Source organism: Thalassobium sp. R2A62 (assembly GCF_000161835.1).
In the GTDB taxonomy this organism is placed as follows: Bacteria; Pseudomonadota; Alphaproteobacteria; order Rhodobacterales; family Rhodobacteraceae; genus Thalassobium.
The window spans coordinates 224,551-246,856 of sequence record NZ_GG697169.2; the positions used below are offsets into that span (position 1 = coordinate 224,551).

Genomic DNA, 22,306 nt, shown 5'->3' on the forward strand with positions numbered 1-22,306 from the left:
TCATGGCTGCATCTCGCAAGGCTGACATCATTGTCGAAAAGCTCAAGTTTGAGATCATCGAGGGTATTCGCCCACCGGGCGCCCGCCTGGACGAACGTGGTCTGGCTGAGGAGTTCAATGTCTCCCGCACACCCGTCCGCGAGGCCATCCGCCAACTCGCCTCTATTGGGCTGTTAAACGATTATGGGCGCAGTGGAATTGAGGTCGCAAAACCAGACGTTTCGGCAATCCTTGACGCGTTTCTTGTTGTGTCAGAACTTGAAGGCATCGCCGCCCGTTTGGCTGCGAGACGCATGACGCCAGACCAGTTATGTATTGCTAAGCAGTCGAATAAAGAGTGCCGTGTGGCCAGCACACCAGAGGCATTCAACGCAGCAAATATGGCGTTTCATAATGCAGTGATTGAAGGCTCACACAACCAGCTGCTTCAAGAACAACTAAGCACTGCCCGCCCCATTACATTTCCGTACCGGCATCACCTGACGCGCGTGCCCGGCTATATGAAAAAATCGGTGGTAGAACACGCAGAGGTTATTTCTCTTATCGAAAAAGGCGACGCAAGAGCCGCTCGAATCGTAATGTGCCATCACGTCAACCTGCAAGGTGAAGAGATTATCGGCCTCTTGGAGGAGCTCGAAGACCCTTAGTTAGCACCTGTCGCGCTGGTCTTGTCAGAGCAAAATTGGTTGCGTCGGGCAGGGTGGTTTCGTAGCGTCTCCGGATGACAAAACGCTCCCCATTTCGCTACATCAACACCAGCCCTGAGATTGTCCGCTAGGCAGTAATGATGTATGTTCGATTTCCTTGTCTCTGTGCAACGTTGAAGACCTGCTGCATGAGCGTGGCATTGAGATTAGTCATGGAACGGTTCGGTTCTGGTGGGACAGATTTGGCCCATTTTTCGCATCTGAGATCTGCAAAAACATTGTCAGCCGGATGCGACCCTCATCGAACTGTCCGTGTCACTTCGATGAGGTTGTTGTTAAGATCAGCGGTGAAACGCATTACTTGTGGCGCGCCGTTGATCATGAGGGCGAGGTGCTTGAAAGCTACGTGACCAACTGCCGGGATCGCAAAGCGGCATTGAAATCCCTTTGAAAATCAATGAAACGCTACGGCCAACCAGAGATCAGCGTGATCGACACACTGAGATCATACGGTGCTGCTATGAAAGTCATTGGCAACGCGGAAAGGCAGGGAATTGGCCAATGGTCGAACAATCGTGTTGAAAATGCCCATCTGCCGTTTCGACGACGTGTAAGGGCCATGCTTCACTTTAGACAAATGTGATGTCTGCAGAAATTCGCATCCGTCCATTCTCCGCTTCATAATCACTTCAACTACGCGCAGCCTCTACAGCAGACATCACTTTAAGCTCAACCGCACTGTTGCTTTTGCCGAGTGGCGCGATCCCTCCGCCCCAATCGTAGCGTCACTGTTCTGGCCAAGACGAGTTCGAATTAGTTTGGCAGCTCCCGGGCAGCCCCATTTTCTAGCGGACGCCTCTGCGCGTTGCCGTGAAGCTACACCGCAAAAACTTCCGACGTTGCCAACAAATAATTTACGTAGCGTCATCTACTGGCAGTGGTATCGGGTGTATAGCCCGCCGCTTATTGAGAAAGTGTAAAGATTATGAATCGCAGTCTAATCATCATTCCGTCGACCGCCGCACTGGGTGCGTTGGGCGCAGGTGTTTCGCCGGCAACGGCTCAGGACGTTGGCGAACTCACGTTCAGCGTAGATTTCGGCGCTGGAAGCGGTGATTTCAGCAATGAGCTTTATTCCGAAAAGTTTGGCGCTGATGGCTTTGACGAATTCGATTCAGACAGGGCGTTCGCAGGGTCTGTCGGCCTCAGTGGTTCGTTCGATACCACATGGGACTGGGCGCTGTCGGTGTCGCAAACCGATTTTGAAGCTAACGTTTTTCTCGTAGAAGACGGTGGTGATAGCTTCTCGCTAAATAACGATGGCGGAAATCGTACGCAGGCTGGATTTACCGTCGGTCAGACGTTCAGGCTGGGCTCTTCAGAGGCGCGCTTCGGTCTTGGTCTGGCGTATGCGAACGCAAACTCAAGCAGCTCCTTAAGCTTTAGCGAGACGACTAACAAGGGTCTGAACTCTATTGACGCCGAAACCGAATCCGAGTTTCAGGGTATCGGTCCACGCATGACGTTAGACGCGGAATCTGCGCCCATATCGTCTGATGGGCGTTTTACGATTGTCGGCGGTGCTGACGTAAATTATCTCGCGGGGCAGTATACCCATAGCAAAGGCCTGAACGCCTTCGAAGACGATGAATTCTCTTCCATGCGGTCATCGGTCAGTCAGGACGGCGAGCTTCTGACAGCTGGCGCATATGTCGGTATCAAATATGCGGTAAGTGATGCGACCGCTGTCCGGTTCGGTGTCCGACGCGATATGACTTCGATGGAGCATGTGACATACGAGGGCGATGATGCTATCTCTACCGTGCGGTCCGGCCTGACATCAGCATATATCGGGATGGATGTTAACTTCTGAAGAAGGCGTTAGGTTGGGCGATCCCGTCGATAAAAAGGCTCGGGTCATCTGTTTGCACGGTTTCCCGGGCCATCCAACTGACTGGGATTTTCTCGCACACGATACGGACCGCGATTTCCTGTCGGTTCCGATGCCGTGGCTTGCGCATATCCCCGAATGGACTTTGAATTTTCACAACGTCGTCGCGTACTGTCGCACCATTCTTGATGAACATATGGCGAAACCGACCCACGTTGTTGGCCACGATATCGGCGCTCTCGTCCTTTGGAAGTTGTCGCAAGGTGAAACCAACCGCAATTTGGCGAGCATGAGCATCCTGTCGTGCCCGCATCCACAGGCCTACCTAGAATTTACCGGGTCACCCGACTACAAAACACGCACGGGCTATATCGACAATTTGTTGCGTGATCCCACGTCCTATGTTTCGCCGTTCGTTCAAAGTGGCGAGAGAGGAAGCGATCAAATCGCCGCACATCTGAAAGACACTGATTTCACCCGGATTTCGACACTCTACTCCGACATAGTTTCAGGTGGCCAAAGATCGATTTCGACTGATCCCGTCGGTATAGATGTGCCTATTGCGCTAATTGCTGGCCGTGACGATTTTGTTTTGGGGCCGCACACGATGGAACGATCTGCGGAGCTGGTCGCAGGGCCGGTGAAAACCATGTTTCTGGATAGTGATAGCCATTTTCCGCATCTAACGAACCCAGAAACCGTAAACACCTTTCTCGAAGAGTTCTGGAATGCCACAGGTCACTGAATGTCACGATGGACTGCAACCGTTCTCCGATCCTTCGGTCGAGGTTCAAGCACAGTGGACCCTGAACAATCTCGTTTTGAAACTGATGGCACGGACGACGCAACCGTTCGATCAGCGACCAAAAGATCTTGGAACCTTGGCCGTCGTCGAGGATCCCCACCTTGCTGAATACATGATGCGTAATCCGGCCATTTTCCAAAAGAATTTTGCTCTGGTGGCGGCGTTGGGCAAAAGTCGCTTCAATCTCAACGGCGAACAATGGGAATTATTCAGGAACCGAACCCAACCTTCCTACAACAAGGCAAGTAGGAAGACCGAAAGAGCCAATATTGCCGCCCATTATGATCGCGCTGTAGAGGCTTTCGATCCCGGGGATATGGACTCTGTCGAACCATTACTTTCGAACGCTGCGATGTCGGTGTTTGTCGACGCATTGGGTATCTCGCCGGATATCAACCAAATCGTGGACTTGTTTCCACAGGTCAGGATACACGCCAAAATGCTGCAATATTTCTCGTGGAGTGGGGTCAGAGAACCGGAGGTTCTGGCGAAACGCGCAAATTGGCTGGATCAACGCTTCAACGCGATCTTCATGGACGATCCGCTCAGTCGTGATTTCGTGCGGGAGGCCATCGGCGGCACCCACCCCGAAGAATGGCATCCAGCTATTACGGATTTGATGCAGAACGCATTCGCGGGGACCGAAACGACCGTCGCGACCTTATGCTGGGCCGTCCGACTGATGGGGCAGAACCGAACTTTGCAGAATCAACTGCGGACCGAGGCTCGCTTAGGTGAAGCGGATACGCCGCTGTTAAGGAGCTTCATGTTCGAGGTCATGCGCTGCATACCACCCATTCCGTTTGTCGTGCGGGAAACGAAGCAGGCCTACGACGGAAACGGCGTGTCCTATCCGGCCGGCCAGCAAATCATCCTGTCGATCATTGGCCTTCACAAAAATCCCAACGCATGGTCGAATCCGAACCAGTTTCACGCCGCGCGGCCCGAATTTGCGCCATCGGCCTCCACCCCGAAAGCCTATCGCCCGTTTCTGTCCGGTCCTCGGGTATGCGGTGGCAAACGTCTTGCCGAACTGGAAATGATGTCGGCCATGACGGCGATCCTTCGCAAATGGCGCTTTTCGACTAAAGTGCCAGATGTCGACTTTGAATATGCGCTTGCAATGCGTCCCGCATCTTTCGCTGGCGTAAGCATCGAGGCCGTATAGCGATGGAGAACCCGTCACAGCTGCCCCCTGTCCATGTCATATTCAGCGCGGGGCGATCCGGCTCTACTCTGATCAGCGACATGCTGGATGAACACCCCGATGTCGTGAGCGTTTCGGAATTTTTTCTGGGCCTCTGGACCAGCGGGATACATCACCGCGACCAACCGATCGACGCACCTGATTTTTGCCATATCCTGAGATCGGGGCTGCCCACCCAAAATCTGCTGGCGCACCTTGGTATAAGCATTGACGAAAACCGCTACCCGTTTGCCAAGCAGGGTGTGCGTTACGGGCCAACGGACGCCTTGCCGTTTCCGCTATTATCTGCTTTGCCACGACTTTCAGACGATCCTGACGCACTGTTCGATACCATAATTGCCGCCGTTCAGAAGCGTGAGGGAGAGGTGGCGGGGCAACATATCGAGGCTGTGTTGAAGGTAATGTCCAGCACCCGTTCGGGTAAGATCATCGTAGAGCGTTCCGGCGGTTCCCTCGCAAACGTCAGTCGTGTGTTCAACTTGATGCCAAATCTGAAGCCCGTCGTTCTTCTGCGTGACGGTTTGGCGACCGCTCTGTCGATGAGCAAGCACCCTGCCTTTCGCCACTATATTATTCGGATTATTTTGCGGAACAAGCTGGGCCACGACCCATATCTGAGCGGCCATCTCGAAGGCGCTCAGACTTTGCCGCCCGCCCTGCGCGGTATGCTGCCGGAAATGGTCACACCCGCGCGGTTCCACGGTATCAAAATCCCCATTCGCGCATTTGGCCTGTCGTGGTCCAGTGCCATTCGCAATGGTCAGAAGCTCTTGCACGGCTCTGTTGCAAGGATTGACTACGAAGAGCTGTGCGAGGATCCGGACCGGGTCCTGCGCGCCCTTACCGGCGTTCTGGGCGTAGACGCGCCGACAGATTGGTTGGCGCGGGCCACGGCAATGGTACAGCCCCAGAATACCACAATTCAAGATTTGACAGCGGATGACCTCGCCGAATTGACCGCCTCTTGCAGATCGGGCAACGAAATCCTGCTCCAGACAAGGCAAACCGTATGACTTCCTCCATCCGACCCGACACGACGCATCACCTGAGGGTCGTCAGCGGTCAGCTGGTCGTAAAGGTTGCAATCCATGAATGGCGGGTAGAGCGACCGGTCGCCACCGCGTTCTGCCTGCACGGATTTGCTGGAAACGCTATGGATTTTGCGGTACTCGCAAAAGCACTGGCGGAGCGCGGGGTCGCAACTATGGCGATCGACATGCCCGGCCGTGGCGCGTCGGATTTCCTAGGAGATGCGTCGCTGTATACGATGCGATTGCAGCAGTTAGTCTTGTTCGAAGCTCTTGCCCTGGTGAAGGGGCCGTTCATTATGGTCGGGACGTCGTGGGGTGGCGTGGTGACAGGGCTGATGGCACCGTACTTTAAAAAGCATCCCGTTGGACTGGTCCTTAACGATACCCCCATACGCTCGTTGCTGGATTTGTCCTATCCACATGAGGACTTTCTGAAAGACGAAGCGGTCTTGATTTTTCGTACTTTGTCGAGTGCGCAAATCTATCTGACGTCTACGCGAATGCTTTACCATTTACCGGTCGACCAATTGAACGATCTGACGTCCGCGTCCATAATGCGCGTCGGCGATGTTTTTCGAATGCGGTATGATCCGGCTCTCGCAGATAAGATTGGCAGGACGTCCCATTTCGACATGACCGACGCGCTGGCGGCGTCGAAAATTCCGACTTTGGCCTTGCTTGGCGAATATAGCCATCTGGCATCGAACGAAGACCAAAAAAATGCCCGTGCGCAGTTAATCGAACTTGCCGAACATATCTGTGCCGGAGAGGCACATCCCCCATCCTTGTCGCGACCTGCTGATGTAGATCGCATCACAGATTTTACGATCCGCTGTCTTGCGTCTGATATGCCCGATTGAGTTTGACTGCACGTGGCGCGGGCGGGCGATCGTCCGAATAGAATCGCTTCCAATAGACGGGCGTATCTGGTTCCACCTGCTTAGCGGCCCGGATCATTCGTATTATATACGCCGGGTTTTCGGCATGAAAGATCGTCACGACGATCGCATCGCCGTTGTGAACCTTGAGCAAGCGCGCTCCTTTGTTGCTCCAGGCCTCGGCAAGCTCCACGGACGTCCGTAACCATCCTAGATAGCCGACGATGAGATCGTTCTGCTCGAGTATAAGATGCGTGCCGTCGTTTATCTGATGCATGATGGACGACACGGTTCCGCCAAACTCGAATTGGGTGAACGGATCGATCCCCGCCAGATAGCGCACGGCCAAGCCCAGTGAATATGGATTGCGCGAAAGCCGCGTGATGTTTGGCTTGGATTTGGTGTCTACCTGCGGGCCTTTTCCGGTCATTGAAGTGATCCTAATATATTGAGTGTGACGTGTGGCCGGGTCATCTGAATCGGTCGTGGTTTATTTAGTCGCTTCCTTTTCGAGGATTAGACAATCGTTACGACACGCACGGTTCCGGTCCTCTACTTCGCTATCTTTATCTATTTGAAACGGTACACCGCATATAGACAGCTGTGAAGCCGATCAAGTTTAGCCGCTAGGGGGGTCGGTCGGCACTGTCAGAAGAAATCAGCTTGAGGTTGGCGGGGTGGTTCCGTAGCCCCAGTGGATGACAAAACGTTGCCCATTCCGCTACTTTTAAACCAGTCCGGAGATCATCCACTTGGCGGTGATGATATATGTTCGATTTTCGTTGTCTCTCCGCAATGTCGAAGATCTGCTGCATTCCTGATACCCATCGACATACCCTTGATCGCGTCCCTGTTGCTCACCTAGACGGAACCCTGCTTCGAAAGCTTGTTCGACTGTCTGGAGTTCTCCAGTCTCTTCGTGTGAACCGCCCCTTGTTTGCCGGAGACCCAGAAGTAAGGATACTGGGTTATGGAAAAGAACAAATGTGGAAACAGATGTTCGCCAGAGGTACGCGAACGTGCTGTACGGATGGTGTTTGAGCATCAGGGCGAATTTGACAGTCAGTCTGCAGTGATCAAATCGATCGCGCCTAAGATTGGTTGTGGGCCTGATACGCTTCGGGCGTGGGTTCGACGAGCTGAGGCGGACAGCGGTCGACGTGATGGTGTGACGACGGCTGAACGTGACCGGATCAAAGCCCTGGAGCGCGAGAACCGCCAGCTTCGGCAAGCCAATGAGATACTGAAGAAAGCATCAGCGTATTTCGCTCAGGCGGAGCTCGACCGCCCGTTTCGGAAGTGATCAGCTTTATCAAAGAACATCGTGATGTCTGCGGGGTCGAGCCGATTTGTCGCGTTTTGCAGATTGCCCCTTCGACGTTCTACGCGCATCTGGCCGTCGAGGATGATCCAGACAAAGCGTCGGATCGCGCCAAACGTGATGCTGAATTGCGCGCTGAGATGAAGCGGATTTGGGACGATAACCAGTCTGTCTATGGTGCCCGTAAACTGTGGCATGCCATGCGCCGCGAAGGCTATGATTTGGCGCGCTGTACGGTTGAGCGGCTCATGCGTGACATCGGTATCGAAGGTGTCCGTCGCGGCAAGAAGGTCAAAACGACTTGGGCAGACAAGGCTTTGCCGTGCCCGATGGACCGAGTGAACAGGCAGTTCCGCGCAATAATGCCCAACCAACTCTGGGTGTCAGATTTTACCTACGTCTCGACCTGGCAAGGGTTTGTCTATGTGGCATTCGTCATCGATACCTTCGCCAACAAGATCGTCGGTTGGAAGGCCTCCAGATCGCAGCAGACACAGTTTGTCTTGGACGCGCTTGAACAGGCCCTTTACGAAAGACGGCCTTCAGAGAGCCTGATCCATCACAGCGATCGGGGCAGCCAGTATCTGTCGATCAAATATACCGAACGCCTCGCTGATGCGGGCTTGGAGCCGTCTGTTGGAACAGTCGGTGACAGCTATGATAACGCGCTGGCCGAGACGATGTTTGGCCTGTTCAAAGCCGAAGTCATCCACAGATTGGGGCCATGGAAATCCGCTGACGCGGTCGAGTGGGAAACGCTCAATTGGGTCGACTGGTTCAACAATCGCCGACTGCTCGAACCCATCGGATACATCACACCAACTGAGGCAGAGGAGGCCTTCTATGCAAACATGAACACACTCGATAAAGTCGCTTGAGAAGAACTAAACAGTCTCCGGTAAAACCGGGGCGGTTCAACCAACGGCCAATCATGCACTAACTTTCAACATGGACCACTCAAGTGGGGCTGCTCACTGCGGCGTGTCCTAGATCAAGCCACCCATCAGGTCACCAATTACACTGTCAATCACGAAATTAAGAATGAGAGAAATACCCATACAGGTAAGGTGACTGGGAATATTAAAGGATATGAAGAACCTGTAGTTGTTGCATACCACACGCCTATCCGTATTGATCCAACCAGTCAGTATCTTGATCGACAGGCTAAGTTCGCTAAGTGGCTAGGCCTGACAGAGTATAAGCTGAGTGAGTAGGCTAGTAAATGTGAGAACTTAGGGCTGTCTCCTATGCCTCTCCCATTACTAGAGGAAATAGAAAGATTAAGCAGATTTCAGATCAAACACGCAAAACGACATTGGGGGTTACCCTAGCGATAATTGGTGCGTTGCTGTTAACGCCCGATACGTTGCTGATGCGTCTTTCTCAGTTGGATGGTTGGAATATGCTTATCTGGCGTGGAAGCCTAAGTGGCGTAGCTTACTTGATCATTTGGGCGATGCTTGACGGCTGGAAGAGTTTGTCAAAAATTACAACGCTTAGTTTTAGCATTCTTCTGTGCTGCCAGCTACTCAACGTCTTATTTTTTAGCTTAGCGATTGCACTGGCTCCAGTTGTGATAGTTCTATTGGGCGTGGCTACAGTCCCAGTTTTTGCAGCACTTTTATCAAGGTTCATCCTAAACGAGCCGCTGTCTAAATTAACGCTCGTAACTGCTTTTGTGGTGCTTGCTGGATTGTCGATTTCCCTTCTAGGACATGACGTCGATGGGGCCACCATAAATGAAACGAGCGTCATTGGCTTGCTGCTGGGCTTAGGGGTAGCTTTTGCGCTAGCCATGAATTTCACCATGATACGAAAAGATCAGGACGCACCATTCGTATTAGCAATGGCTTTGGGGGCTATGTGCGCAGCCTGTGTGGGTTACGTGTGCGCCAACAATTTACAGTGGCTTCCTCCCATAAATATGCTGTCCATTGGATTGACTGGCATTTGCATTTTACCGCTGTCATTCATTGCGCTGTCGTATGCTGCACGAAATGTAAAATCTTCAACGGTTAGTCTGATCATGCTGTCAGAGACTGTATTAGGTCCGCTTTGGGTTTGGTGGGGAGTAGGTGAAAGCCCAAATAGGATGATGGTGATTGGTGGTACAGTAGTGCTTGCCGCCATAGCAACTTATATTGTGCTTGAACGCAGGAATGGCGCTCTTGAGTCTGCTTAACTGACTACTCCGACCTGCATCAGCCTGAACGTAATGCTATTGAGGCAATGCTACATGAGCAGCGACATTCGATCCTTGAACAAGATGACACCATCACAGGCTTCAATGTCGGTATCAATGCAGGAGCCTCAGCAGGTCAAACTGTGTTTCATATACACGTACACTTGATCCCAAGACGTGTTGGTGAGGTCGTTGATCCCAGAGGCGGGGTGCGTGGGGTTATCCCAAATGAGCAAAGTTATCAGTAACTTTTTGTCGGAGCTGCGAGTGAGTATACATTCTATACACTCACCCAATAGCTTAAATTGCTTCACCCATTGCAATAAGGTCCTTAGAAAATTGCTGTGGATCCGATGGCATTTCACCATCCAAGACCCTTGCTTGCTCGAAAAGAACCCTGCTTAAAGATTTTTGCAAATTAGCTGTTAGGCTTGGCAGCTTTTGAATTAATGCGTGGTCACAATTGACCTCCAATAATTTTTTACTTCCCTCAAAATCTGAATTTTGTGCCTTGAGAATGCGTTCAAGGTTGTAGTCTAGGCCGCCTTCACCAGCAACTAGTCGTACTGGGCTCTCCACCAGCGAAGACGTTGATATGACGTCCTCAACAAGTTCGCCAAGGCAATCTTTAATTAGTGCCAATACAACATTGGTTTCTTCACTATCTGCTTTTGGCTCAATTGTGTCATCAGACAATTCTGCAAGATCATATTTATCACGTGAAATGGAGAGGAAGGATTTCTCTTTGTAAGAACCCATTTGTGACATCCAAAAAGCGTCAATATGATCGGTCATCAGTAAGACATCCAAATTCTTTGCCTTGAAACCTTCTAGGTGGGGACTGGATTTGGCTTGCTTCAAGCTATCGGCAGTCAAATAAAAGAGCCTATCTTGTCTCTCAGACATCTCTTCGACGTAGGTATCTAGGCTAATCAATTTATCATGCTTGAAGGAGTACACTCGAGTAATCTCAGCAATCTTTTCTCTATACTCAAAATCTTCATATAGGCCTTCCTTAAGGACCTTACCAAATTGATCCCAAAAGGCATCATATTCTAAGTCATCTTTTTTGAGCTTTTTCTTTAACTGAGATAGAATCCTTTTAGTCACAGACCTCGAGATTTTTTTGATCACAGGACTATCTTGAACCATCTCTCTACTGACGTTCAAATCTAGACTTGTTGTATCAAGAATACCCTTAACAAATCGGAGCCATGTAGGAACAACGCCTGCTACGTCACTGCTTATAAATACACGATTGATATACAAGCTTACCTTCGTCTTTCGTTCAGGCTCAAATAAGTCAAAAGGAGCCGTTTTGGGTACAAAAAGGAGATTTGTGAAGTCAATCGAACCTTCTGTTTTATTGTGTAACGTAATGTAGGGGTCATCGAAGAACCCAAGACTGCTCTTATAGAAATCAGTATATTCCTCAGTCGTAATTTCAGATGGCAATTTGCTCCATAAAGCCTGTGCGCTGTTAGCTTGCTCTCTTTCCACATCCTTGGATTGGACAAAAATTGGAACCGAAATGTGATCCGAATACTTTCTAATAAGACTTTTAATCTTGCTTAAATCAGCATACTTCTTCGCATCCTTGCGAAGAAACAGTTTGATCGATGTTCCTACTTCATGCTCTTCCTCAACCTTAGAAAGCGTGTAGCCTGATTGCCCATCACTTTCCCAACTGCTTGTGTCCGCTTCACCTGCTTTTCTAGTTGTTACAGATACTTTTTCTGCGACAATGAAGGCAGAATAGAAACCAACGCCAAACTTACCAATTAGAGTTTTGGCGGCATCCTTGTTGTCAGATGCTTCCTCTATACTGTTTAAAAAAGATGAGGTGCCTGAACGAGCAATAGTACCCAGCGTTTCAGTCAGATCATCTGCGCTCAACCCGATACCAGTGTCAGTAATCTTGATCGTCTTAGCCTTCTCATCGACCTCGACGAAAATCTCGTCATCGGAGGAGTTTAGCAACTTTGGCTGTGACAGCCCCATAAACTTACGTTTGTGTATAGCATCAGACGCATTAGAAAGAAGTTCCCGAAGGAAAATATCACTATCCGAATACAAAGAATTGATTACAATGTTGAGAATCTTGCCTGTATCGGCTTCGAACTTATGAGTTTGCACAGTTTTACCTATCTTTGTTGGTTCGTGCGGTAGTTAATACGTCTAACAAGTAAATCAACAACCGATTGAGCCTCCCCCTTTGAAGTGGTCCGCCCCTATAGTTAGGAAAGCGGAGGACCAACGATGGCCATTAAGAGACCCAAGCCCGAAGAGATAGTCGTGAAGTTACGGCAGGTTGAAGTCCTGTTGGGGCGGTAATCCCCCCTAAAATTAGTGGTGTTCACGAGTAGGATTTTTTCGGCAAGATATCTGAGGAGATTTACGATGAAGAACGGACGATATAGCGACGCGCAGATCATGGGCATTTTGAAACAGGCGGAGGACGGTGTGCCGGTTTCCGAACTGTGCCGCTGAGCCTCCCCCTTTGAAGTGGTCCGCCCCTATCGTTAGGAAAGCGGAGGACCAACGATGGCCATTAAGAGACCAAAGCCCGAAGAGATAGTCGTGAAGTTACGGCAGGTTGAAGTTCTGATGGGACAAGGCATGCCCCGGATTGATGCAATCAGACAGATCGGTGTGACTGAACAAACCTATTATCGCTGGAAGAAGAAACGAGACCTTTTCGCCATTGGTTCGAGAATAACGGTCGAGTGCGGAATGGGCACAGAACAACTGAAGGAACTGAAGCGGCTACAAAAAGAGAATGATCGTCTTCGGCGTGCAGTATCCGACCTGACATTGGACAAGCTGATTTTGAGGGAGGCCGCATCGGGAAACTTCTGAGCCCCTCGCGTCGGCGGGCCTGCATCGACCATGTTCGCAGTCAGTTCAAAGTTTCAGAGCGACGGGTTTGTCGCGTTCTGGGCCAGCACCGATCCACACAACGTCGATTGCCACATGGGCGTGCTGACGAAGAACGCTTGGTCGCGGATATGATTGAGCTGACACGCCAATACGGTCGATATGGCTATCGTCGGGTTGCAGCCCTGCTGAGAGACGCAGGCTGGCAAGTGAATGACAAACGTGTGGAACGTCTGTGGCGGCGTGAGGGGCTTAAAGTGCCCATGAAACAACCGAAGAAAGGGCGGCTCTGGCTCAATGATGGGTCGTGCGTCCGGCTGCGCCCCGAGTATCGCAATCATGTCTGGTCTTATGCACTGTCTGACAGGCGATTGCGTAGCAATCTGCTGAGAAGGACTTCGTTCATCACCGAACTGACGATGGCAGGGCGTTCCGGACATTGAACATCTTGGACGAACACAGCCGGGAATGTCTGGCGATCCGGGTCAAACGGAAGTTGAACTCGACGGAGGTCATCGACGCTCTTACAGACCTGTTCATCCTGCGAGGGGTTCCTGCCCACATCCGTTCAGATAACGGTCCCGAGTTCATCGCTGAGGCTGTCAGGGACTGGATCAACGCTGTTGGAGCCAAGACCGCATATATCAAACCCGGATCGCCCTGGGAGAACGGATACTGCGAGAGTTTCAACGGATGAATGAGGGATGAATTGCTGAACGGCGAAATCTTCTACTCGCTGCGTGAGGCCAAAATCATTATCGAAAGATGGAGGAACCATTACAACACCAAGCGACCACACAGTGCATTGGGCTACCGCCCACCAGCGCCAGAAGCCATCGTACCGATGGACCAAAGGCCAATCATGCACTAACTTTCAACATGGACCACTCAAGTGCGGCTGCTCAAGAAGAGGGAGCCAAAAGATGTCCAAGACTGCCTTTGGCGTGTTTCGTTTCATGCGCCATCAACTTATCTGCTTTCAAACACAAGAACGGGTTAAATGCGCGGGCTTTGTTCATTCAAAAGATATCCAGCAGAATATCAATCACGCCACCCGCTGCATATGCTGCAACATGACCTACAAGGCATATCCTGAACCATAGCTGGCTGCCACTCTGCCCGAGGTGGAAACGGTAGGAAGCAGCCCTTTGCTACATTCTGCCCCGATGTCTGCTTTGCGGACGAAGCCGACACTCGGTCTCTTAAATTGAATGTCGGCTTGAAAGCTTATTTGGCAGGTACAGCTGAGGTGGGAACACGTCGACTTGCCCGTTTCTCACCCAGCATCAACATCGCAGGTGTCACGACCAACGTCAGGATCGTCGCAATCACCAAACCGCCTGCAATCGCTGATGACAGTTCTGTCCACCACTGCGTTGACGGTGCGCCATAGACAACTTCGCGTGTGAAGAAGTTCAGGTTCACCCCGATCACCATCGGCATCAGGCCAAGAGCTGTTGTGACCGATGTCAGGATCACGGGCCGCAGACGCTGTGCGCCTGTCCGAAGCGCCGCTTCTAGTGGCGATTGCCCCGCCCTCTTGAGATCGTTGTATGTATCAATCAGCACGATGTTATTGTTCACCACGATCCCTGCCAAGGCTATGACGCCAATCCCGCCCATGACAATGCCGAATGGGCGTCCTGTAACAATGAGGCCCAACAGCACACCTGCGATAGAGAATATGATGGCCGACATCACAACGAAGGCTTGGTAGAAGTTGTTGAACTGCAAAACCAAAATCACGAACATCAGGAAGATGGCCGTTGCAAATGCCCCGATGAGGAAGATCATGCTTTCGGCTTGATCCTCTGCCTCACCAGCAAAGCTGAACTCCACACCATCGGGTAGATCGGTGGCGTTCAACGCAGCATTAAGTGCAATGACCTGATCATTTACCAAGATACCTGGTGCGACGTTTGCCTCAATTGTAGCCACACGTTTTTCATCTATACGGCGGATTACGCCTGTACGGTCTGACGGTGTGAAGGTCACAAAGTTCGCGATCGGGACTAGACCCGCCGATGTTGGCACACGCAGACTGCCAAGCTCTGCCAATGTGCGTTCTTCACGAGGGAACCGCACACGGATATCCAAACTGCCATCTACGTCATCAGGTCGATAGTCGGCCACGGTGATGCCTTGAGTCAGCAATTGCACGGCTTGTCCCAGAAGGCTCACGTCTGCGCCGAAACGTGCTGCTTCCGCACGGTTCACAAGGATCGAAACCTCGACACCTGGCACTGGGCGGGTATCAGTTACATCGCTGAACCCACCAAGACCGTCCATGATGTCGCGCACTTGCTGCACCGCTTCGTTCTGCACATCAGGATTGCGGGCTGTGATTTGCAGGTTCACTGGTTTTCCAGCCGTCGGGCCGCCACTTTCCGTTTGCACCTGCACGTCGATACCTGCGATGTCGGACACACTTTCACGGATATCAACACCAATCTCTGCGGCAGTGCGACGGGTGTCCCATGGCATGAGTTCCAATTGCAACGTGCCTATCGTTTCTTCGTCCCCTTGGCCTGCGGACATCAGGGATCGTGCATAGACACTTGCGATTTCTTTATAGGGTAGGATGCGATCCTCGACAGCCCGCACCAGTGCGTCCCTTTCGAAGATCGAGAAGTTGTCACGGGCACGAACTTGCACCTGCATGAAGTCAGGCTCAATAGATGGGAAGAAACTGACGCCTTTGCCTAACTGCCCGTAGGCACCGAACCCGCCCAGCAAAAGAGCTATCGCTAAAAGTAGCGTAGCAGCAGGACGTGTGATCGCCCATTCCAGCAGCCTTACATAGCCGCCAGTGAATCCACCCATTTCGCGTGGATCACCAAGTTCAGCAGCATACAGGGCTGCCTTGGCATTGGCCGATTGCGGTGGGCGTTTGCCGATTAAACCGCCCATGACTGGGATGAAGATCAGCGCCATAAACAAAGATGCTGAGAGAGTCAGGATCACTGTGATGGGCAGGGATTTCATGAACTCACCCACCATGCCTGTCCAGAATAGGAGTGGGAAAAACACGGACAGCGTGGTCGCCGTTGATGCAATGATTGGCCACGCCATGCGTTTGGCTGCCTCCGAGTATGCCTGCTTTGCGGGCAAGCCCTCTTGTAGCTTTCGGTCGGCCAGTTCGGTGGTCACAATGGCTCCATCGACCAGCATTCCCACAACCAAGATCAATGCAAACAGAACGATGATGTTCATGGAAAAACTCATCGCCCAAAGCGCGACAACACCCGCCAAGAACGCACCAGGGATGGATAGACCGACCAGCAAGGCAGACCGTGTGCCAAGCGCAAAAACGACCACGATCATTACAAGAATAACGGCGGCGATCACATTCGCCTCAAGGTCAGACAACCAGTCCTTAACCTGCACAGATTGGTCTTGCAGGTAGGTGACTTCAACATTATCCGGCCAATCGACGCTGAGCGCATCAACCAGTGCTTTTACTTCATTTACTGTGTCGATGATGTTGGCACCAGAACGTTTGGTTACCTCCAACGCCAAAGCGGGCTGGCCGTTGATGCGCGCAAAGGATGTAGGGTCCTCGAATGTGCGGCGGATCGTGGCCACATCGCCAAAGGTCACCACGGCATCACCGCGCACCTTTACGGGCATGGACATCACGTCCTCTAGGTCTTCAATCAGGCCAGGGACTTTCAGGACAATACGCCCGACGCCTGTCTCAATCGCACCAGCAGCAATCAGACGGTTATTGCGTTGAAGCTGGCCGATCAGTTCATCGAACGACAGGTTGTAGGTTTCAAACACTGTGGGGTCGATCAGCACCTCAAGGAATTCGAAACGTTGGCCACCAATATCGACCTCAAGAACACCGCTCAGGCCTTCGATTTCTTCTTGCATTTCGTTGGCAAGATCGTTCAAAGTCCGCTCTGGCATGGGTCCAGACAGGATTGCGGTGATGATCGGGAAAAGAGCTGTGTTGATCTCGGTAATCGTAATGTCACGGGCATCTTCGGGCAGGTCACCCTGCGCACGGTTCGCCGCTTCGCGCACCTTATCAAGTGCCTCTTGATTATCGCCGCCTGGCGCAAACTCAAGCTGGATAGATGCGAACCCTTCGGTCGCATCAGAGTTCATCGAAATCAGGCCAGCAATAGACCCGAACTCCGACTCCATTGGTTCCAACAATAGACGTTCGGCATCGGACGGGCTGATCCCGTCCAATCCTGACGAGACGTAAAATAAAGGTAACGGGATCTCTGGGTTAGCTTCTTTAGAAATAGCAGAATACGCATAGGCCCCCACCGACAGGATCAACAGCAGCGCCATGACCACAACGCGAGACCGCGAAAAGGCGAAATCAATGATAGCGTTCATTCGCTTTGCTCCCCTGCCATGGGCGCCACAGTTTCAGTCTCATTCACAAAACCTTGGCCAACAGTGATGACATTCACGCTTTTGGGCAGGCCCGTGACCCAGATACCATCGATCTGTGCTTTGACGACTTGGACCAGAAAGAACTCGACCACGTTGTCGGCGTTGACGGTTTTGATGCCCAACGCACCCACTGAGTTCAACGACACGATAGAGGGGGACAGGAAGTGCGCCGTGACTTCGCCTGTGGGGATAATCACCTCAGCAGAGATACCTGCGGGGATTGCGCTATCTTCGTTCTCAACCTCGATCTCAGCAAGGAACGTGCGGGTTTCTGACGCAGCAGAAGTGCCAACAAACGTCACAACCCCATCACGCTCTTCACCTGTGATGAAACGAACCGTTGCAGGCTGACCAACAGAAAGTTGGGTAAGCGATTGCTGTGGCACCTGAATGGCAACCGTCAATGGTGTGATGTCAACCAGGCGACCGACCTCGGTTCCAGCTGACACAAACTCGCCCTCATCGACGTTCAACGTTTCAATACGACCGTCAAAAGCCGCTGTGATCGTAAGTGACTTTGCGGCTTGCTCCACCGCAGTCACTTGGCTTTGCACTGCCACCAGTGCAGCCCGTGCATCCGCAACGCGGTCCGCGGTCGCTACACCACGTTGCAACAGGCTCTCGGCATTTTCCAACTCTCGCTGCGCTAATGCCAATTCCTGCGCCACACGGTTCGCGTCGGCTTCATTGTTGGTCGGATCAAAACGGGCAATGACATCTCCCGCTGATACATCTTGTCCCTTACTCACCAGAACCTCTGCAATGTCGCCAGAAGTTTCGGCCCGCATCAGGGTGTCTCGATCAGGCAAGGCTTGACCCTCGGCCTGATAAAACTGCGTGACCGTTTCAGCGAGTGATGTTGTGACAGCAACCGCTACGGGCTTCGGGTCTTCGCGGCCGATGACAGTATCAGTGTCTTCGGACGGAATGATAAATCCACTTCCCATCCAGCCAACGATGGCCAATACCAACACCGCCGCGAACCAGCTAGAACGTGACGCACCTTTGTCCGACGAGAATGTCAGGCGCTGTGGTGCTTCGTCAGCCTCAGAAAGGTTATCTTTCTGAGGCGTCTTGTCCTGCGACGCTGGTGATGTCTCTGCGGACTTAACCTCTGGCGAATCGTTAGATGCAATATCTTTCGCTGCATCCTTGGGGGGCGTCGTGTCGCTCTTATTGGTCATTTTATTAATCCTTCAGGGCTGTGGGCTGCTGCCCCGTTGTTGGGTCGTCGAAAGAATTGAGTTCGCTGAGGGCGACTGCAACCGCCGCATCCAATGATGCGTAGAAGTTTGCGTAGGCCGTAAGCCTGCCTACGGTATCAGCGTCGGCTGGGAGGCTTTGAATAGTCTGTGCAATGTCATCTTGGATGGAACGGTTCCGCTTCTGGATACCTTTCAACATCGTGCCGTAGGGATTCGCGGCAAGCTGGAAAAAATCCTGACGCTCACTGGGCTTTGTGACCCGCTTCACCAATCCGCGTTCTTCAAGAATACGAATACTAGTGCTGATGCTGGCACGGCTGACCTGAAGCTTGGTTGCCAAATCACCGAAGGAAACAACGTCACCGTCATAGATCAACAAGCCGAACACCCGCCCTGCAATGCGTGGTAACCCTTCGGCCTGCGTGATTAGACCCGTTTTCTCGATGAAATCGGTCCTAACTGGATCGTCTGATGCGTCTTTGGCCATGCAAAGCTCCTCGTCTGTGAGGAGCGTTTAGTTCATGAGTTATGAGGCTGTAAAGTTTGTTCGGTTAAGACCAAACAAAACGCCACGTCACTAATTCAACTAATAGAGGAGATAGATGTATCATACGACTTGATCGGCCATTGAGCGAAAAAGCAGACGGAAAACGTAGTCCACAATTCTGCTAAGCTATTGATATGTTCGAGGCCGTTCGAGCCAAAAGAGTGGTCCATATCGTCAATACTTTTGAGGGAAATGTGGTGTTATTTGTGGGCCGTGTGGGGGACTACGTCACCACCCAGATTTATCCAAAATTCTGCTGCGGCTTGAACTGCAGTCTACATTGTGCACGGTTCCATTTAGGGACGTGAATGCAAGAGTGTAAGGATTGGCAATGGGCGATGACACACAGGCGCCGATTAAACCGCTTGAACCGGATCAATGGGCGCAAGACCTGCGAAACGTCTATGCAGATATGAACGGCGCGCCCATCAACGTTCACAAGTTGATGGCTCATAGTCCTGATCTTTTGGGTGCGTGGTGGGGATTTCGGAACTACGCGGTTGATGGTGGGGCGCTGGGTCAGCCGCTCGGAGAGCTTGTCATCCTGCGTGTCGGCGCTCATTCGGCGTCATGGTACGAATGGGGGTCACATGTGGACCGTGCGACGCGCAATGGAATGGGAGCGTTGAAAAGGGCTCGCCGCTTGGGGCGATTGGCTGGCCTTGATTAGAGATTTTGCACGAGGAAAGCCTAAACCTAGTTTCTGAGGGTGACTTTCTGAAGTCGCAGCTGATCGGTTGCGCTTGCAACGAACGGTCAGTGGATGACTTTGTGAGATTGCCGGGCGTGCCGACGCTCAGTGCGACACGTGCTTCTATCAAATTCATTTCCAACTCTGAAACGCGTCAGCTATTCGTGCTGCGGCGCTTGGTGGGGCAGGTGAATAGGTGTGGGCATCAACGGGTCGTGAACGCCTGCAGAACTAACCTTTGCGAATGCTGCCCAACCGTATATGCATCTACCGATCAACAACAAGAAAACAGGCACATGTTCGATATATCAGAGACGCCCCTGCAAAAGGCCGAGACCCAGTCTGGGCGGGATTGGGTCAAAGTACTGTCTAAGTACCGTGATCCCAGCTTGTCGCGTAGTTCGTTTGAGCTCGCGATTACATTGGGCCCCTTCATACTATTGTGGGCGCTTGCATGGTGGTCGATGTCGGTCAGCTACTGGCTGACTTTCACGATTTCTCTGTTCAACGCGGGGTTCTTGTTGCGCCTTTTTGCCATTCAGCATGATTGCGGCCACGGGGCGTTCTTTCAGAATCGTACGGTTAGTGACTGGATCGGACGTGTGATTGGTGTTCTGACTTTGACACCCTATGACGTATGGCGCCGGTCGCATTCTATTCACCACAGTTCGTCTGGAAATCTTGGACGGCGTGGAATCGGCGATATCATGACTTTGACGGTGACCGAGTACCGCGATCTGGCTCCGATCAATCGCCTGGTTTACCGGCTTTACCGCAACCCGATCGTCTTGTTCTGCCTTGGTCCGGGGTATCTGTTCCTCGCTCAAAACCGGTTGCCTTTGGGTCTGATGGGTATTGGGAAATACTGGGTCAGTGCAATGTGTACGAACGCTGCAATCTTTGTTTGGGTTGCATTGGTTCTGTACTTTGGTGGTTTGGCACCGATCTTGCTGATCTTCTTGCCATCGACCCTTCTTGCCGCGACGGCAGGGGTCTGGTTGTTCTACGTTCAGCATCAGTTTGAAACGACGCATTGGGAACCTGAGAGCGATTGGCAGCTGCACGAGGCTGCGCTCGAAGGAAGCTCGCATTATGTCCTGCCGCCCATGTTGCAATGGGTCAGTGCGAACATTGGAATTCATCACGTTCACCACCTCTATAGCCGCATTCCGTTCTATCGACTGCCAGAGGTGTTGCGTGATCATGCGGAGCTTGCAGAGAGCAATCGCATGACGATCCGGCAAAGCTTTCACAGTGTTCGGCTGCGGTTGTGGGACGCAGATGCCAGACGTTTGGTTTCTTTCGCTCAAGCACGGGTTCGCTAGGTTTAGCCAGCACTGCTATGACAGGGCTGGGCGCATATTGTTTGGTGTCGTTTGAAATTCACAACCGGCGCAGTGCGTCCGTTGTGTTCCGGATGTTGATTCAGCCAAGCATACTAGCTCGTTGAGGCGAGTGATTTTTTGGGATCGTAAAATGGAATAGGCACAACCGTGCACATCCGCTGATCGTCCAAGATGTCAACGCAAGCGACCCCGCCAACTGATGCATGTTCGGATTGAACCATAGCCAAGGCAATGTTCTTGCCTAATCTTGGAGAGTGGATTGCCGAGGTTACCTGACCGACTTGCGCGCCCTCTACCAAAACAGGCCAGCAAAAATCATTCGAGCCAACAAGCGGTTCACCGTCAATTTCGAGACCGATGAGCCGCTGTGCGACACCTTCTGCCTTGATGTCTTTCAGAGCGGCCTTGCTGACAAAATCAGCGTCAATACCCAAATCGACTAAGCGGCCAAGGTTTAGCTCGTAGGGGTTATTCGCAAGCGTCATGTCTGCATGATAGGACATCATCCCAGCTTCGATGCGGCGAATGCTGGATGTGTGACCTGGCTTTAGCCCAAGCGGCGTTCCCACCTGCATGATGTGTTCCCATAGCTCGTCGCCGGCAGAACCGTCCCTCAGGAAAATCTCATATCCAAGTTCGCTTGACCAACCGGTGCGAGAGATGATGAGAGGAACCCCGTCCCAGTTATATTCCATGAACCGGTAGTATTTGAGTTCGGTCGGAGCATCTCCAAAGGCCGCGCGCAGGACATCACGCGATTTCGGGCCCTGCAGCTGCAACGGAGACACGTCAGGCTCGGAGATCTCAACATCCATTCCTGCATTCACGGCCACACCGCGCACCCATAGCAAAACATCGCTGTCTGCAATTGAGAGCCAAAAATGGTCATCTGCCAATTTCAACAAGATTGGGTCGTTGATAATACCGCCTGCTTGGTCTGTGATCAGAACATATTTGCATTGGCCGACTTCGCATTTGGAAAGATCACGACAGCTGAGGAATTGCGTGAATTTGGCGGCATCGGGACCTTTGATCTCGACCTGACGTTCGACCGCGACATCACACAAAATCGCCTCGTTCACGAGGTTCCAAAAGTTCTGGACCGGATCACCAAAATCGCGCGGGATATACATGTGGTTGTAGACGGAAAATCCCTTTGCCCCCCAGCGCAGCGCCGCGTCTGAAAAGGGTGACTTGCGCACCTGAGTACCAAAGCTGAATTGAGAGAAGTCGAGGTCGTTGGTCATTGTATGTTCCAGACAGGA

18 protein-coding genes, 4 pseudogenes and 1 other annotated feature are annotated in these 22,306 nt (G+C 52.0%); of the genes and pseudogenes, 16 read left to right on the forward strand and 6 right to left on the reverse strand.

Annotated features, from left to right (window positions below; translation table 11 throughout):
* Positions 1-2: 2 nt before the first annotated feature.
* The 7 genes and pseudogenes from TR2A62_RS01135 to TR2A62_RS01165 all read left to right on the forward strand — a co-directional run bounded on the left by TR2A62_RS01135 (position 3) and on the right by TR2A62_RS01165 (position 6,441).
* Positions 3-647: a GntR family transcriptional regulator gene (locus tag TR2A62_RS01135; protein ID WP_009159969.1), complete on the forward strand. Its 645-nt coding sequence runs from the start codon at positions 3-5 to the stop codon at positions 645-647.
* Between the two features lie 74 nt (positions 648-721).
* A pseudogene (locus TR2A62_RS01140) lies at positions 722-1,411 on the forward strand (IS6 family transposase); the annotation flags it as partial.
* A gap of 221 nt (positions 1,412-1,632) precedes the next feature.
* A complete protein-coding gene (locus TR2A62_RS01145; protein ID WP_009160075.1) occupies positions 1,633-2,520 on the forward strand; it encodes an Lpg1974 family pore-forming outer membrane protein in 888 nt (295 codons plus the stop codon).
* A complete protein-coding gene (locus TR2A62_RS01150; RefSeq protein ID WP_040819996.1) occupies positions 2,507-3,283 on the forward strand; it encodes an alpha/beta fold hydrolase in 777 nt (258 codons plus the stop codon). The genes TR2A62_RS01145 and TR2A62_RS01150 overlap by 14 nt, the downstream gene beginning before the upstream one ends.
* Positions 3,267-4,511 carry a cytochrome P450 gene (locus TR2A62_RS01155; protein WP_009158652.1) on the forward strand — a complete coding sequence of 415 codons (1,245 nt, stop codon included), beginning with the start codon at positions 3,267-3,269 and terminating at the stop codon, positions 4,509-4,511. The genes TR2A62_RS01150 and TR2A62_RS01155 overlap by 17 nt, the downstream gene beginning before the upstream one ends.
* Before the next feature lie 2 nt (positions 4,512-4,513).
* On the forward strand, positions 4,514-5,563 hold the full coding sequence (locus TR2A62_RS01160) for a hypothetical protein (RefSeq protein ID WP_009159644.1): 1,050 nt from the start codon (positions 4,514-4,516) through the stop codon (positions 5,561-5,563).
* Positions 5,560-6,441 carry an alpha/beta fold hydrolase gene (locus TR2A62_RS01165; RefSeq protein WP_009158027.1) on the forward strand — a complete coding sequence of 294 codons (882 nt, stop codon included), beginning with the start codon at positions 5,560-5,562 and terminating at the stop codon, positions 6,439-6,441. The genes TR2A62_RS01160 and TR2A62_RS01165 overlap by 4 nt, the downstream gene beginning before the upstream one ends.
* On the opposite strand, the gene TR2A62_RS01170 is transcribed toward TR2A62_RS01165, so the two are convergent.
* Positions 6,404-6,889: a hypothetical protein gene (locus TR2A62_RS01170; protein ID WP_009160636.1), complete on the reverse strand. Its 486-nt coding sequence runs from the start codon at positions 6,887-6,889 to the stop codon at positions 6,404-6,406. The two genes, TR2A62_RS01165 and TR2A62_RS01170, sit on opposite strands and share 38 nt — an antisense overlap.
* A gap of 268 nt (positions 6,890-7,157) precedes the next feature.
* On the opposite strand from TR2A62_RS01170, the pseudogene TR2A62_RS18900 reads away from it, so the two are divergent.
* From TR2A62_RS18900 to TR2A62_RS17945, 4 genes and pseudogenes are all read left to right on the forward strand, one after another.
* A pseudogene (locus TR2A62_RS18900) lies at positions 7,158-7,274 on the forward strand (IS6 family transposase); the annotation flags it as partial.
* A 155-nt stretch (positions 7,275-7,429) separates the two neighbouring features.
* Positions 7,430-8,658, forward strand: a protein-coding gene (locus tag TR2A62_RS01180; RefSeq protein ID WP_369699496.1) for an IS3 family transposase whose coding sequence is annotated in 2 segments (ribosomal slippage) — positions 7,430-7,727 and positions 7,727-8,658 — 1,230 coding nt in all. Because the reading frame shifts where the segments join, the coding sequence is not laid out codon by codon here.
* Positions 7,717-7,833: a sequence feature (AL1L pseudoknot), on the forward strand. Its footprint overlaps the gene before it by 117 nt.
* A gap of 437 nt (positions 8,659-9,095) precedes the next feature.
* The gene (locus TR2A62_RS01185) at positions 9,096-9,962 is read left to right on the forward strand and encodes a DMT family transporter (RefSeq protein ID WP_009160121.1); all 867 of its coding nucleotides are present in this window, start codon (positions 9,096-9,098) and stop codon (positions 9,960-9,962) included.
* 14 nt (positions 9,963-9,976) lie between these two features.
* The gene (locus tag TR2A62_RS17945) at positions 9,977-10,210 is read left to right on the forward strand and encodes an HIT family protein (protein ID WP_223296141.1); all 234 of its coding nucleotides are present in this window, start codon (positions 9,977-9,979) and stop codon (positions 10,208-10,210) included.
* Positions 10,211-10,262: 52 nt separating this feature from the next.
* On the opposite strand, the gene htpG is transcribed toward TR2A62_RS17945, so the two are convergent.
* The gene (gene htpG, locus TR2A62_RS01190; protein ID WP_009159839.1) at positions 10,263-12,098 is read right to left on the reverse strand and encodes a molecular chaperone HtpG; all 1,836 of its coding nucleotides are present in this window, start codon (positions 12,096-12,098) and stop codon (positions 10,263-10,265) included.
* Positions 12,099-12,362: 264 nt separating this feature from the next.
* Between htpG and TR2A62_RS18320 the strand changes: the two are divergent.
* The 3 genes and pseudogenes from TR2A62_RS18320 to TR2A62_RS01215 all read left to right on the forward strand — a co-directional run.
* Positions 12,363-12,449, forward strand: a pseudogene (locus tag TR2A62_RS18320) (transposase); the annotation flags it as partial.
* A gap of 57 nt (positions 12,450-12,506) precedes the next feature.
* Positions 12,507-13,710, forward strand: a pseudogene (locus tag TR2A62_RS17950) (IS3 family transposase).
* Positions 13,711-13,762: 52 nt separating this feature from the next.
* The gene (locus TR2A62_RS01215) at positions 13,763-13,942 is read left to right on the forward strand and encodes a hypothetical protein (protein ID WP_040820000.1); all 180 of its coding nucleotides are present in this window, start codon (positions 13,763-13,765) and stop codon (positions 13,940-13,942) included.
* Positions 13,943-14,066: 124 nt separating this feature from the next.
* Here TR2A62_RS01215 and TR2A62_RS01220 read toward each other — a convergent pair whose 3' ends face one another.
* Genes TR2A62_RS01220 through TR2A62_RS17450 form a run of 3 tightly spaced genes read right to left on the reverse strand, consistent with a single transcriptional unit; the run spans position 14,067 to position 18,944 of the window.
* Positions 14,067-17,192: an efflux RND transporter permease subunit gene (locus tag TR2A62_RS01220; protein WP_009158423.1), complete on the reverse strand. Its 3,126-nt coding sequence runs from the start codon at positions 17,190-17,192 to the stop codon at positions 14,067-14,069.
* Entirely contained in the window at positions 17,189-18,436 is a 1,248-nt protein-coding gene (locus tag TR2A62_RS01225; RefSeq protein ID WP_009160178.1) for an efflux RND transporter periplasmic adaptor subunit, read from the reverse strand. Before TR2A62_RS01225 ends, TR2A62_RS01220 begins: the two co-directional genes overlap by 4 nt.
* Before the next feature lie 4 nt (positions 18,437-18,440).
* Positions 18,441-18,944: a GbsR/MarR family transcriptional regulator gene (locus TR2A62_RS17450; protein ID WP_009159299.1), complete on the reverse strand. Its 504-nt coding sequence runs from the start codon at positions 18,942-18,944 to the stop codon at positions 18,441-18,443.
* A gap of 391 nt (positions 18,945-19,335) precedes the next feature.
* Here TR2A62_RS17450 and TR2A62_RS01235 point away from each other — a divergent pair, with 391 nt between their 5' ends.
* Both TR2A62_RS01235 and TR2A62_RS01240 read left to right on the forward strand, forming a co-directional pair.
* The gene (locus tag TR2A62_RS01235) at positions 19,336-19,674 is read left to right on the forward strand and encodes a carboxymuconolactone decarboxylase family protein (protein ID WP_009158491.1); all 339 of its coding nucleotides are present in this window, start codon (positions 19,336-19,338) and stop codon (positions 19,672-19,674) included.
* A gap of 317 nt (positions 19,675-19,991) precedes the next feature.
* The gene (locus TR2A62_RS01240; RefSeq protein WP_040820003.1) at positions 19,992-21,020 is read left to right on the forward strand and encodes a fatty acid desaturase; all 1,029 of its coding nucleotides are present in this window, start codon (positions 19,992-19,994) and stop codon (positions 21,018-21,020) included.
* A gap of 113 nt (positions 21,021-21,133) precedes the next feature.
* Here the strand turns inward: TR2A62_RS01240 and TR2A62_RS01245 are convergent, their stop codons facing one another.
* Positions 21,134-22,288: a glycine cleavage T C-terminal barrel domain-containing protein gene (locus TR2A62_RS01245; RefSeq protein ID WP_009160504.1), complete on the reverse strand. Its 1,155-nt coding sequence runs from the start codon at positions 22,286-22,288 to the stop codon at positions 21,134-21,136.
* Between the last annotated feature and the right edge of the window lie 18 nt (positions 22,289-22,306).